Raw genomic sequence first — 13,576 nt, forward strand, 5'->3', positions numbered from 1 at the left:
GTGCCTGACCAGAACAACAGCCTCTACGCCGCCGCCCAGCGTGTCATACAAGCTGGCCTCGCTAGCGACGACTCCGCGTTCACGCCTGGTCGTCCGGTGTGGACAAAGACAACCGCTGACGACCTCTGCCAGCGGTTTGTGAATGCTCCGGAGCTCGGTGGGGGGAGCTTTGCGGAGAAACTAGGGCGGCAGCTCGTCGACGCTCCACTTGAGACGATCCAACTTGCCGCCGAGCTGGTGTACCTGCATCTGCTCGCTCCCAACGACTTCGGCGGCGCGGCCAAACGCGAACTCCTCTCGACGGTCCTGGCGATTTCACCCCAACCGATCCATGTCCCGTCGGACCTCGACGGTGCGCTGGACGGCGGATTCGGCCGAGCTGGCACGGCCTACCGCACCTACCGCGATCGACAGCTCGCCTGGCTCGTGCGATTCGTTGTGGCATGGAAGGCACTCTCATCCGAGGCCAGGCAGAACGCGCTAGCCGACCCGTGGGCGTTTCGAGACGTCGCAGACTCAATCCCCGTCAACAGCGCATACAGCCAGCGAAATGTGTTGCTGCACCTGGCTTTTCCCGACACCTTCGAGCGCATCGCGTCGCGGCGTCACAAGCATCAGATCATCGAAGGACTCGCAGAGGACCTGCCCCACCCAACCGGCGATGAGGATCGCGACCTGGCCGCCCTGCGGGCCGAGCTGGAACGTCAACGCGGCGACCACATCGACTTCTACGACAGTGATCTGGAGAGGCGGTGGCGCCTACGCTCCGGCGCCGGCGATCCTGAACCGGAACTACGGGGCTGGCTCGTGCGGGGAGCGAACGTGCATGGCCGCAACCTGATCCCCGAGTGGTTGGCAGAAGGCTACTGCTCCCTGGCTTACCCCGAGCTTGGAGAGCTGCCATCCGGGCGCACCCGATCCCAGATCGATGCCCAACTCGCCGAGATGCAGCCGGACCTCACGAGCAAACAACGCTCCATCCATGTCGGGGTGCTCGATCGGTTCCTCAACCAAATGCATGACGGCGACATCATCGCCACCGTCGATGGGGCCAAGGTCTACGTCGGTACGATTGCTGGCGCGGCGACATGGACCGAGACACCCGAGCATCTGGACAGTCGCCGACGTCCGGTCAGGTGGGCTAACGCCGACACACCCTTCACCCGCGACCAGTTGACCGCTCCGCCCAAGGACCGGCTCTCGGGGCAAATGACCGTGAGCACCCTTGGTGCCGAGGTCGCCGAGTTCGCCGCACTGGCAGGGATCGATCCCGACATCGACCCCACCGAAGACACTCCGGAACCACCTGCCAGCGAACCAGTCGTGCTGCCCGAACCGACCGCAGAACTCGCCAACGACCTGTTCGTGGACCTCGAGTGGCTGTCCGAGACTGTTGATCTTCTGCGGGAGAAGAATCAGATCATCCTTTACGGGCCGCCCGGAACAGGCAAAACCTACCTCGCGCAGGAGATTGCGCAATTCCTCGCCGAACAGACCGGTGGCGAACATCGCCTTGTTCAGTTCCACCCGTCCTACTCCTACGAAGACTTCTTCGAAGGTTTCCGACCACAACGCGGCAGTACCCCCGGCACCGTGGCGTTCGAGTTGGAGGATGGACCGCTCAAGCTGCTCGTCAACGAAGCCAACAAGGACGTCACCCGCGCCTACGTGTTGATCATCGACGAGATCAACCGGGCCAACCTCGCCAAAGTCTTCGGAGAACTCTACTTCCTCCTCGAATATCGCAGCCGCTCCGTGCAACTGCAATACTCACCAACAGAGGACTTCCGGCTGCCGCCCAACCTCTACCTCATCGGCACCATGAACACTGCGGACCGGTCGATCGCGCTCGTCGACTCGGCCATGCGACGGCGATTCTCCTGGCAGGGACTGTTTCCCGGCGAAGCCCCAGTCGCCGACATACTCCGTCGGTGGCTCCACGCACATGGCCTGCCAGCCGATCGCGCCGACCTGCTGGACGCCCTCAACGACCGGGTTGCCGACCGCGACGCTGCCATCGGCCCCTCTTACCTGATGAACTCGCGCGTCGGCACCGAGGCCGGCCTTGCCCGTATCTGGAAACACCACATCATGCCGCTCCTGGAAGAACGGCACATCGGCGACAACGTCGACCTCCTCGCCCTCTACGGCATTGATGCCCTTCGCAACGGCACCACCCCACGCAGCCGACCGCGTGAGAATCCCGTACTAGATGAGGAGATCGGCGAGCCGCCGACGTGAGGCGCCTGACCCTGCCCGAACACCAAGCCCGAGCCTTCAGCCCGATCGCCCGGCCGGTTGCCGACGCGCTAGCCACTACCGGAGCGGTCAAAGTCAGTGCAGACCTGGAAGGCCGCACCATTCTCAAGGCGTCTTCGTACGTTGGCGTGCTTCGATGCGGCGAGGTCGAACTTCGAGTCACACCAAAGATCGGTATCCACCGACTGCTGTGGCTCCTCGGCCACGCCCATGATCCCAGCGGCTGGCGCGACGACGACATCGTGGACCTCGCCACTGTCGACGACCTCGTCACCGCAGTGGCCGTGTCCTTCCACGCCGCGACCCGCCGAGCCCTCACTCACGGAGTACTCCAGGGCTACCGCACCGTCGAAGAAGCCCTTCCACTCCTGCGTGGCCGCCTGCGCGAAGCAGATCAGCTCCGCCGTCGCCTCGGCCTCGTCGTGCCGCTGGAAGTTCGCTACGACGACTACACCGTCGACATCCCCGAGAACCGCATCCTGCTGACCGCAGCCCGCCGGCTGCTCCGTGTTCCCGGCCTGCCGCTGGCAACCCATGCCGGTCTTCGTCAACTGCTGACCACCCTGGCTGACGTCACCCCGCTGGTCGCTGGGGACAAGCCGCCCGACACGCCGACGACCAGGCTGACACGCCACTACCAACCGGCGCTCCGGCTGGCTCGCATCATTCTCTCCGGACGAAGCATCGATCAGCCGTCTGGATCCACCGCGGCCAGCGGATTCCTTTTCGACCTCAACAAGGCATTCGAAGACTGGCTCACTATCACGCTCCGCCGCGCACTCGAACCCTACGGAGGCCGGCTGCGCGACCAGTACCCCAGTCATCTCGACACGATGCGGCAACTGCGCATCCGCCCCGATCTCGTCTGGGAAAGGCGGGCCCGGCCTGCCGCAGTCCTTGACGCCAAGTACAAGCGGGTGAAGGACGCCGATCGGCCGCACGCCGATCTCTATCAGATGCTCGCCTACTGCACCGCCCTCGGCTTACCGGAAGGGCACCTCGTATACGCCTCGGGGGACGCGCCCAGTTCCCACACCGTGGTTGAGGTCGGCACCAGGCTCCGTACCTGGGTACTCGACCTCGCTCGGCCGACGGAACACATCCTCGATCAGGTCAACCGCATCGCGAACGCTGTAGCCGCCGCGATCGTTTGAGTGATCGAAACCCGCGACGGCACCCTCGTGCTATCGACACGCTCTCAAAATCCGAGCCTACGAGCCGTGCCAGGTGGACAATAGCCGGTTAGCCTCCCCTTGGAACGAACGGTTGTCGCCGATGACGCTTCACCTCAACATCGCATCTACCGAGGCACTGGCGTTTGAGCCTGCTCGCCGCGTCCTTCGGCTCTGGCCAGCAGTCGGCGGTGCGCAGGCACAGCTGAGCGTCACCATCAGGAGGACTTCCGAGCGCAAGGACGCCCCGCCGTACCAGGTGTCCGCGGCGATGCTCATCGGCAAGAACTCCAGCCGAGATCGACGACTTCTCACCCACCTGACTGCTGCTCACCTGACCAACCCAAGCCAGGTGGCCACAGAACTCACACTGACCGGCTTCGTCAGCCACGAGCAACTCCGTGTGGCCGAGTCGTTGCGCGAAGGGGCCGAGCACATCTGGGTCACACTCCAGATGAGCGTGACCTGCGTGGACGGCGACCCAGCACAGCTGGTCGGTGGAACGGGAGAACTCGGGTTCGATCTACCCGGTGGCGAATGGGCGCAAGAGCTGGAGCGCGTCGATGTCGGCTCCTACGTCGAGATCCTCGTACCACTGACCAGCGACAATGAGCACGCGACCGCCGTACGGCGCCTTCGCAAGGCGCGCGAACTCATCCGGGACAACCACCTGGAAGAGGCGCTCGGCGAAACACGCAAGGCCGTCGAGGCGATTCGTGCTGCGGACGGCACACCCGACACCGTGCGGCAGGCTCGCTCGAAATCCCCTCGGGATCGTGACCAGCGCGAACGCTGGGCCTTCCTCGTCGAGGACATCTTCTCCCTGCTCAGCGGAGCCGCACACGACGATCCGGGTACGACTGAGCACTTCGTGTGGACCCGCGAAGACGTCCTCGCCCTGGTCACCGCCACAGCTGGACTGCTCAACAGGCTCTGAACGCGGCGAACAGTAGCCAGCCGCAGCCGCCACCACCGACCACCGGTCGAAGGGGCGTGGCGCCAGCAGTCGGCCCCCGCCGGAGGCGCTGGCCAGCCAAAATTGTCGGGGGTCACGCGTAACCTCGACGAATCGTTCATCGGCACCGGGAGGTCTAGTGGCCCAGCGTAAGACGGTCACGTCCCAAACGATCATCGGCGAGAAGGGCATCTCCCTGATCGGCACCCGGTGCCTTGAGATGGGCTACCTGTTCCATCCCCGGCGGGTTGATCACGGCATCGACGGTCATATCGACCTGGTAGACCCGGACAGCGGCGCACTCTTGAACCTTGTCTTGCTGGTTCAGAGCAAGGCCCAAAACCGACCGTTCTCGTTTGAGACCGACGACGAATTTCGGTACTTGTGCGATGAACGTGACCTGGATCTGTGGCTCTCGGGGAACGCCCCCGTCATCCTGATCTTTTCCCATCCAGAGCAGGACCAAGCATGGTGGGCAGACGTACACGCTGCATTCCCAGACGCGACAGCTCGCGCCACCCGCACAGTCCTCGTCAACAAACGCACGCAGCGATTCGACGCGGACGCCGCCCCTGCGCTACTAAGCCTCGGTCTCCCACGCGAATCGGGCCTGTACCTCCGGCCACCGTCCATCACGGAGACACTCACCACCAACCTGCTGCCGATCGACGAATTTCCGCCGCACATCTACCTCGCAACAACCTCAGCGACCGACTACCGCGCAGCCGGGGACCTACTGGCAGGCCAGACGGAGCGGCGATCAGGTTGGATCCTGCGCGACGGGCTCGTGCTCTCCTTCTCCAACCTTCGTGAAGCGCCGCTACAAGTCCTGTGTGAGGGTGATGCCGAAGAACACGAAACGAGTGAATGGGCGACCAGCGAAGAACGGGAGGTCACAAACCGGTTCGCCGACCTCATCAGTCGGACCATGCAAGACTGCTACCCCGATCTGCGTTGGCACAAGGAACGCGAACACCTCCACTTCAGGGCAACTCCAGGACTGAAACCACGCAAGGTCGGGAAGGCACCAGGTACGCCCGGACGCACAGTCTTCGGGCCGCACTTCCTGAAATCGGACCCCGAACGAGTGGGTTACTACCACCATGCGGCATTACGTACCCGTATCCGGCGGATCGGCGGCACGTGGTACTGCCAGCTAGAGCCGGACTACTGCTTCACTTCGGACGGCTATACCCAATCGCGCTACGCCGACAGCCTGCTCACGGGCATCAAGAAGCTCGACAGACACGCCGCCGTCGCGAGCTGGACCAAGATGTGGGCTCGCTACCTGCGCGGCGATGAGGATCTCTTCAACTCGGGCCGCCAGCTCCGCTTCGGGGACCTGCTCACCGTGACTGTCGAGCGCGGCATCGATGACAAATGGTGGGGCGCAGCCCCGGTCGAAGCAACGCCTGACGACGAGTCGCGCGACTTGCCGTCCGACCTCGCCGCCGCTGCCGACCTGGCCGCCGCAGGCATCGACACCGACGATCTGTTCACTCTGTTCACCGACCCCGCGCTGCAGCCTCAGCCGGACACACCGTCTCATAACGGCACCGACCAGAAAGCTAAGCGCCAACGAAGGAACCCTAGACCGCGCCAGGCATCCCGCCACCGAGGACAGGAGTGATCATGCAGGCCGAGGTCCTCGATGAGCCCGAACTGGAGTTTGGTGGCGCGGGACGACACATCGACCCCCGGTTCGGAATCAGCAACTATGGCCCCGCCGACCTCGGTTCAGACGAAGCGCCCCGTGCCATCCGCGTCGGCCTCATCGGGCCAGCTGATCAACTCGGCGGCATACGAACCTGGCTCGAACGCTGCCGCGAGCCCATTGCCGCAAAAGACGACCGTTATCCCCACCTGTTCCCCAGCTTTCCAGGGTGCGACATCGATTGTGGCTTGCACACCACCCTCGTGTTCAGCGACCGCAACACTCGGGCGATCAGCGATCGGTCTCTGAGGGCCATTGGCAGCGCTACCGGTGCTCAGTCGTTGACAACGGCAGTCGACGTGTACACCGACGAGATCCAAGCACTCGCGGACGAGAACCGCGTCGACGTCCTGTTGGTGGCGCGGCCAGAACAGCTCACCGACACTCGACGTCGAACCGGACGCCAGTCTCGATCAACCGTTAACCCGACGACTGCGGCAACTACTGATGGTCCGACTGCCCAGGGCCTGGCCTTGCCGCGCTTTGCGAACTTCCACGACCTCCTCAAGGCCCGGCTACTGCACGTGCGACAGCCAATCCAGATCATCCGGCGAAGTACGTGGGACGAAGCGACCCCACCGCCTGCTGGTCGCAGCCGCCAAGACGAGGCCACCCGCGCCTGGAATCTCCACGTCGCCCTGTATTACAAGGCCGGCGGCGTGCCGTGGCGGCTCCCGCGGAACCCCACTGACCTGACCTCCTGCTATGTCGGCGTCGCCTTTTACAACAGCGGGGACCGCAACACGCTCGACACCTCGGTCGCGCAGGTGTTCAACGAACGCGGAGACGGAGTCATCGTGCGCGGTGGACCCGCCAGGGTAAGCCGTGAAGACCGTCAACCACACCTCACCGACGACGACGCTCATGCGCTGCTCCTGCGCGCACTAGACGCCTACCGGCAGGAACACCGGCACATGCCCGCACGGGTCGCACTTCACAAGACTTCATCTTTCACCCCCGCCGAGGTCGCCGGATTCCAAGCAGCTGCAGACGAACGAGACCTCGATGAACTCGACATGAGCTGGATCACCAACAGTGAAGGCGCCCGGCTCTTCCGACCCGGCAACGCGCCACCACTGCGCGGAACGTTGCTTACCCTCGATCAGAACGAGGTGGCCCTCTACACCAACGGGAGCATCGAGTTCTACTCAACCTACCCCGGAATGTACGTTCCCCAGCCGATCGGTATCCGCTCTGTGCACAGCAGCCGCAGTCCTCGAGACCGAGCCAGCGAGATCCTGGCCCTGACCAAGATGAACTGGAACCAAACGCGCCTCGACGGCAGGGTTCCGGTCACATTGCGCACTGCCAACCAAGTCAAGGCGGTCTTGCGGTTCTGTCCACCGGACGAAGCTGTCGCCACTCGTTACGCGCACTACATGTAGGACACCGGCCCTGGGGCGCACCGGAAGGGTTCCCGCCGCCATCGCTGGGTCGGATCGGACTCCGGAGTGATGTCGGGCCGGTTTGGCGATTGGGATGGATGGCGTGGGACGGGCCGTGCTGGCGGCCGGTTGGCCCGTGACGTCGGCTGTAGGCCGGTCTGGTTGATCGGGTGTGGGTTGGATCGGCCGTCACCGCTAGTGCCCGACCGAGAGACAGCCGTGGATCGTTCCGTTCAAGATCGGGGTCGCCCATGAGTGTCGCGGGTGGGGATGCCACGTTCACGGAGTTTGGTCAGCACGGTGGTGTGGTCGACGTTGAGGTGTTCGCCGACCCGTGCAAGTGACCAGCCAAGTTTGTAGAGGTGGATGGCGTCGTCGACTTCGTCAGAGGAGAGGCCGCGTCGGCGCATCTGCACGCCTGGCTTTGTACGTGAACTTCGACGTCGGTTGTCAGGCAACGACGACAGCACTGGGCTCCGGCGGAAGTTCGTGTCGGTGAATTGTGACGTCACCTGGGTGCTTGCGGTGGGAGCATGGGCGTGCTCGGGATGAGGAGCGCCTATGCCGCCCATGTCGAAGGTCGAGCTCTACGCCGCGATCCGCCGGGACGCCCGGGCGGGGATGTCGGGCCGCGCGATCGAGCGTAAGTACGGCGTGGGCTGGCGCACGGTCACCCAGGCGATGTCCTCGGCCTGGCCGCAGGAACGGAAGAAGTACCCGCCCCGGGCCTCCAAGCTCGACCCCTTCAAGCCGGTGATCGACGCGATCCTGCGGGCGGATCTGGACGCGCCCCGCAAGCAGCGGCACACCGTGACGCGGATCTTCGCCCGGCTGATCGACGAGCACGCGATGACCGAGGTGTCCTACCAAGTCGTGCGCGCCTATGTCGCGACGCGGAAACCGGAGATCAGGACCGAGACCGGTCGGGAGCCGGTGAACGTGTTCATCCCGCAGACCCACCTGCCCGGCGCGGAGGCCGAGGTCGACTTCGGTGAGGTCATGGTGCGGCTGCGCGGGGAACAGGTCAGCTGTTTCCTGTTCTGCCTGCGCCTGTCCTTCTCCGGCAGGGCGGTGCACCGGATCTCCGCATCCGGTGGACAGGAGGCGTTCTTCGAGGGCCACGTCCACGCCTTCAGGGTGCTCGGCGGGGTGCCCACCGGCAAGCTCCGCTACGACAACCTCAAGTCCGCGGTCGCCCAGGTGCTGGGGTTCTCCCGGCAACGGGTGGAAACCGAGCGGTGGACGGCGTTCCGGTCGCACCACGGCGTCGAGCCCTTCTACTGCCAACCCGGAATCGAAGGGGCACACGAGAAAGGCGGGGTGGAAGGGCAGATCGGCTGGTTCCGCCGCAACCACCTGGTCCCGGTCCCCGAGGTCGACTCGCTGGCCGAGCTGAACGCCATGATCGATGAGTGGGACACCGCCGACGAGGCCCGCCGGATCGGCCTGCGGGCCCGCACGATCGGCGAGATGTTCGCCGTCGAGAAGCCGTTGCTGCGGGCGTTGCCGGACGAGCCGTTCGAGACCGGGCGCTGGTTCACCCCGCAGGTCGACCGCTACAGCCAGATCAGCGTCCGCACCAACCATTACTCGGTGCCGGTGAGGTTGATCGGGCGGCGAGTGCGGGTCCTGCTGCACGCCTCCGAGCTGGTCGTCTACGACAGTCGCATCGAAGTCGCCCGGCACGAACGCCTGCTGGCCAAGGGCGGCACCCGCCTGGAGCTGGACCACTACCTGGAGGCGCTGGTGCGCAAGCCCGGCGCGCTGCCCGGGGCGACCGCACTGGAACAGGCCCGCTCGGCGGGCAAGTTCACCCCGGTGCACGACGCATGGTGGGCTGAGGCGAACAAGGTCCACGGCGAGACCGTCGGCACCCGCGCGCTGATCGAAGTCCTTCTGCTGCACCGGCACATGGCCCACGAGCACGTGGTCGCGGGACTTGCCACCGCGTTGCGCGTCGGGGCGCTGACCGCCGACGCGGTCGCTCTGGAGGCACGCAAGGCCGCCGATGGCGAGGACACCGACGCGACGGCGTCAGTCGGTGAGTTCGCGACGCCGGGCAAGGTCACCTCGCTGACCCGTCGCCGCCTGACGCAGCTGCCCTCCGACACCCGGCCGCTGCCCTCGGTCGCCATCTATGACCAGCTGTTGCGCGGCCACACCTCAGGAGAAGGGACGAGCCCGTGAGCGCTCCACGTCACCGGGGACTCACCGAGCAGGCCGCCGACGCCGCAGTCGACCAGGCATGCCGGATGCTGCGATTACCGACGATCCGCGCCCAGTTCAGCGAGATGGCCGAAACCGCGGCCCGCGAACAGATGTCCTACCGCGGATTCCTGGCAGAGCTGCTGATGGCCGAATGCGACGACCGAGCTCGCCGCCGCTCGGAACGGCGGATCAAAGCAGCGGCGTTCCCCCGTGAGAAGTCGTTGCGCGCCTTCGACTTCGACGCCAACCCCAACGTCGACCCAGCGGTCATCCACACCCTCGCCACCAGCGAGTGGGTCAAGAAAGGGCTGCCGCTCTGCCTGATCGGCGACTCCGGCACCGGCAAATCCCACCTGCTCATCGCACTCGGCACCGAGGCCGCCATGGCCGGGTTCCGGGTCCGCTACACCCTGGCTACGAAGCTGGTCAACGAACTGGTCGAAGCCGCCGACGACAAGATCCTGACCAAGACCATCGCCCGCTACGGCCGCGTCGATCTTCTCTGCATCGACGAACTGGGCTACATGGAACTCGACCGGCGCGGCGCCGAACTGCTGTTCCAGGTGCTCACCGAGCGCGAGGAGAAGAACTCCGTCGCGATCGCCTCCAACGAGTCCTTCGGCGGCTGGACCAAGACCTTCACCGACCCCCGGCTCTGCGCCGCCATCGTCGACCGCCTGACCTTCGGCGGCGCCATCATCGAGACCGGGACCGACTCCTACCGGCTCGCCCAAACCCGCGCACGCGCCGAACGCGCCAGCACCTGACCGTTTCCCCACCAACCACGACACCCCAGCACTGACCCCGATGAGAAGCCCACCAGAGCAGAGGACGACCGATGCTCACACCCGACCCCGACGAGCTCCCACTGGATGGGGCAACCTGGGACACCGACGACGAGCAGGACCACCTGCCCGGGCTGCTTGAACTCACCGCGGGCTTCTTCCGGCAAGCAAGCCCCCAGGTTCGCGCCGAACTCGCACTCTTCCTCACCACCCGGCACGGATGGCATGCCAAGACCGGATTAGACGCCTACCTCGACATCCTGGAGTTCACCGCACACGGCCTCCGGACCACGCCACCGAGTCGGCGCGAGTGACGTCATCTTTCACCGACATCGATCATGGCTTGGGAGAGGAAGTGACGTCCGAATCGACGAATAAGTGACGTCGCTTCACACCGTCAAAATCACACGCCGTTCCGGTGGAGGATGTTGCTGACCGTTCGTCGGTCGATGCCGAACCGGGCACCCAGCTCGTAGGTTGTGGCGCCCGCCAGGTAGCCCTCGATCAGCGCTTGGATCTGGTCGGTGTCAAGCTGCCGTGCCCGGCCTGGTTTCAGCCGGTCGACGGCCGGCGGAGGGGGTGTGGTGGGGTCGGGTAGCTTCCGGAGGAGCCCCTCCAGGGCTTCTACCTGGGGTTTTGTGTTGTAGTAAGCTCCCCCAAGGTCCACCCAACAACGGGAGCGCCCTGCTTAGCGCGGGGCGCTTTCGCTGTTTGTTGGGTTCTTTGACCTGGGGGCCCGAGCCCCCGGACCCCCACGGTGCGAGCGGCTCTGAACCAGCGGGGTTGGGTTTGCTGGAAGTTGCCACCTGGGTTGGTTAATTGGTTCTGTCTTATTTTCCTGGGTCCTTCTTTGTTGTGCCTTGCCTGGTATGGGTGATTGGGTTGAATTGTTATTGTCGGTTGGTGGCAAAATTCGGTTGGTGGGGCCTGGTGTCGATACCGTTTCGACGGGTTTGGTTTGGCCTCGGGATGTTGTTTATCGGGTTCGGGTCGGTGGGGCTCCTCGGCGGGTGACGTGGGTTGATCGACGGGAGGGATCGCCTGCGGTGCATTGCGGCGTGATCTTTGGCGGTTGGAGAAGCGTTATGGGACTCGGGCATTTGCCGAGGGTGTTGAGGATTATCGGGGGCGGGGTGGGTATTGGGCTCGGTGGGATTTGGCTCGGCTGGGTGGAGGTGAGGTAGGTGGCGCGGGACGGAGGGAGCGGTCTGGGCTCAGGGTGGTGAAGTAGGGGCTTGGGCTGAGCGGCGCGACTGATCTATTAGGTGGACTGCGCCGGGTGGGTGCTTTTTGCCAGGTTTGCTGGCTACTTCCGCCACAATGCTTGTTACAGGCATGGCGGGTGGGGGTGGTCATGTTTCAGAAGTTCGTGGACTGGCTTGACGGCTTCCTGCTTGAGGAGGGGGCTCGGGGCATCGTTCGGGCAGCCTTGGGGCTGATGTCCTTCGGAGCGGTGCTCGGGGTGTTGTTCGGCAACACGGCGGTGCGGGCCGGGGTCATGATCGCGACGATTCTGATTGTGCTGTCGCTTCTGATCGCATTGGTCAGTGATAGGCGCAGGCTGCTCGTCGAACTTGAGGGGCAGAAGCAGTTGGTACACGCCTATGGTGATGCGGCGTGGGAGCGCAACTTTCGCGTGGTGAGTTGGGAACAGACAGCGATCATCGAGTCGAATGGGGACACTCGGGAGTACATTCTGATCCACGCGGTGATCGAGGGTGGCGATGCCCGATTCATCCGGCTGTTCTTCGGCGCGGGCTGGCCGCAGCCCCTTCGCTACAAAAAGAGGATGTCGGTCGTGGTGCGCAGGGTGGATGCGGACGGTCGGATCGGGACCCAGTTCCGTGTGACGAAGGACTGGCGTTCGGATGGGCGGATCAGCGTAATGTCGCACTTTGACACCACGGTTGGAGCGGGTGCCGACGTTCGATTCCGAGTCGAGTGGTTCTGGCCAGGGAAGTGCGTTCCACTGATGGTGTCGAAGCAGACCGACAGCTTCACCTTCAAATTCGGTAGACCAGTGGAGCACGCCGTGTACCGGATCCTGCTGCCGCCCGGGGTCAAGGCGTACTGGGATCCGATCGGCTTCACCAGGGGTGGTGACGTGGCCTCGCTCCAGGTCGACGAGGCGACCGATCGGATGCAGTTCACCGTTGACGTTCGCCGGATGCCGGTGAGCAAGCCGGTCGGTGTGCAGCTCGAGCTGAAGTCGTAGTCCGATCGTGTGGGTCAGTCGGCGGCGCCGGAGCGGTAGACCAGGCAGCCGCCGGACTCCAGGGCGGCGATCCAGGGTGGTTCGGCTTGCAGGGGGTTCCAGCGGAGGTCGAGTTTTTCCAGGGCTGGGGGTGTGGGGAGGCCGTGCGGGAGGGACTTGATGCCGTTGGCGCGCAGGTCCAGGTGGCGGAGGCGGGGGAGGGTCAGCAGGGCGGCGGGGAAGGTGGTCAGGGCGTTGTTGCGCAGGGACAGGGTGTGCAGGGCGGTCAGGCCGGGCAGGGGTGGGAGTTCGGTGAGGGTGTTGTCGTCCAGGTGGAGTTCGCGGAGGGCGTGCAGGTTGGTGAAGGTGGCGGGGATGGTGCGCGCCTTGTTGTTGTAGAGGCGGAGTTCGACCAGGTTTCGCAGGTTGCCGAGGGCGGAGGGGAACTCGGTGAGCTGCTGGTGCGTCAGGTTCAGGTAGCGGAGGTTGGTGAGGTTGCCCAGGGTGTCGGGGGCCTCGGTCAGGTGGCCGTCGCTGGCGTAGAGGAACTCCAGGTTTGTCAGGTTGCCCAGGGAGGTGGGCAGGCTGCGGAGTTGGTTGTGGCCCAGGTCGAGGATGCGCAGGGCGGACTGGTCGCCGAGGGTGTCGGGGATCGTTTCCAGGGCGTTGTTGTGCAGGTACAGCTCGGTGAGGGCAGGGGGGAGCTGGGGGACCGCGGTGAGGTTGCGGTGGCCCAGGTTGAGGATCATGTGCGGGGGTCCGATCGAAAAGTTCGACCCGGTGTCGGAGTGGGTCGTACTGGTTGGTAGGCTTCTTCGCGCGAAGTGGCTGAGGTCACCGGGGAAAACCGCGTAAGCGATGAATACCTGGGGCGTCTCCACCGTTGTACAAGGCAGAACAGCAG

General features: G+C 64.8%; 11 protein-coding genes. 9 read left to right on the forward strand and 2 right to left on the reverse strand.

Annotation, left to right across the window (positions count from 1 at the left end; translation table 11 throughout):
* The 8 genes from MZC64_RS48590 (at nucleotide 1) to MZC64_RS10300 (ending at nucleotide 10,792) form a co-directional block, all read left to right on the forward strand.
* Complete coding sequence (locus MZC64_RS48590; RefSeq protein ID WP_247763203.1) at nucleotides 1-2,241, forward strand: AAA family ATPase; 2,241 nt, start codon at nucleotides 1-3, stop codon at nucleotides 2,239-2,241.
* Nucleotides 2,238-3,413 carry an McrC family protein gene (locus MZC64_RS10270; RefSeq protein ID WP_247763205.1) on the forward strand — a complete coding sequence of 392 codons (1,176 nt, stop codon included), beginning with the start codon at nucleotides 2,238-2,240 and terminating at the stop codon, nucleotides 3,411-3,413. Before MZC64_RS48590 ends, MZC64_RS10270 begins: the two co-directional genes overlap by 4 nt.
* 121 nt (nucleotides 3,414-3,534) lie before the next feature.
* The gene (locus tag MZC64_RS10275; RefSeq protein WP_247763206.1) at nucleotides 3,535-4,368 is read left to right on the forward strand and encodes a hypothetical protein; all 834 of its coding nucleotides are present in this window, start codon (nucleotides 3,535-3,537) and stop codon (nucleotides 4,366-4,368) included.
* Between the two features lie 157 nt (nucleotides 4,369-4,525).
* Nucleotides 4,526-6,016: a DUF4365 domain-containing protein gene (locus tag MZC64_RS10280; RefSeq protein WP_247763207.1), complete on the forward strand. Its 1,491-nt coding sequence runs from the start codon at nucleotides 4,526-4,528 to the stop codon at nucleotides 6,014-6,016.
* Between the two features lie 2 nt (nucleotides 6,017-6,018).
* The gene (locus MZC64_RS10285; protein ID WP_247763208.1) at nucleotides 6,019-7,485 is read left to right on the forward strand and encodes a hypothetical protein; all 1,467 of its coding nucleotides are present in this window, start codon (nucleotides 6,019-6,021) and stop codon (nucleotides 7,483-7,485) included.
* Nucleotides 7,486-8,055: 570 nt separating this feature from the next.
* Nucleotides 8,056-9,672 carry an IS21 family transposase gene (gene istA, locus MZC64_RS10290; RefSeq protein WP_247763209.1) on the forward strand — a complete coding sequence of 539 codons (1,617 nt, stop codon included), beginning with the start codon at nucleotides 8,056-8,058 and terminating at the stop codon, nucleotides 9,670-9,672.
* Nucleotides 9,669-10,460, forward strand: coding sequence for an IS21-like element helper ATPase IstB (istB, locus tag MZC64_RS10295; protein WP_247763210.1), 792 nt, complete (start codon nucleotides 9,669-9,671; stop codon nucleotides 10,458-10,460). Before istA ends, istB begins: the two co-directional genes overlap by 4 nt.
* 71 nt (nucleotides 10,461-10,531) lie before the next feature.
* Entirely contained in the window at nucleotides 10,532-10,792 is a 261-nt protein-coding gene (locus MZC64_RS10300; RefSeq protein ID WP_247763211.1) for a hypothetical protein, read from the forward strand.
* 89 nt (nucleotides 10,793-10,881) lie between these two features.
* Here MZC64_RS10300 and MZC64_RS10305 read toward each other — a convergent pair whose 3' ends face one another.
* Entirely contained in the window at nucleotides 10,882-11,145 is a 264-nt protein-coding gene (locus MZC64_RS10305; protein WP_282105000.1) for a hypothetical protein, read from the reverse strand.
* A 687-nt stretch (nucleotides 11,146-11,832) separates the two neighbouring features.
* Between MZC64_RS10305 and MZC64_RS10310 the strand changes: the two genes are divergently transcribed.
* Nucleotides 11,833-12,693: a hypothetical protein gene (locus MZC64_RS10310; protein WP_247763212.1), complete on the forward strand. Its 861-nt coding sequence runs from the start codon at nucleotides 11,833-11,835 to the stop codon at nucleotides 12,691-12,693.
* Nucleotides 12,694-12,707: 14 nt separating this feature from the next.
* Here MZC64_RS10310 and MZC64_RS10315 read toward each other — a convergent pair whose 3' ends face one another.
* On the reverse strand, nucleotides 12,708-13,421 hold the full coding sequence (locus MZC64_RS10315; RefSeq protein WP_247763213.1) for a leucine-rich repeat domain-containing protein: 714 nt from the start codon (nucleotides 13,419-13,421) through the stop codon (nucleotides 12,708-12,710).
* Nucleotides 13,422-13,576: the final 155 nt, after the last annotated feature.

The organism is Crossiella sp. S99.2, assembly GCF_023094165.1.
In the GTDB taxonomy this organism is placed as follows: Bacteria; Actinomycetota; Actinomycetes; order Mycobacteriales; family Pseudonocardiaceae; genus Crossiella.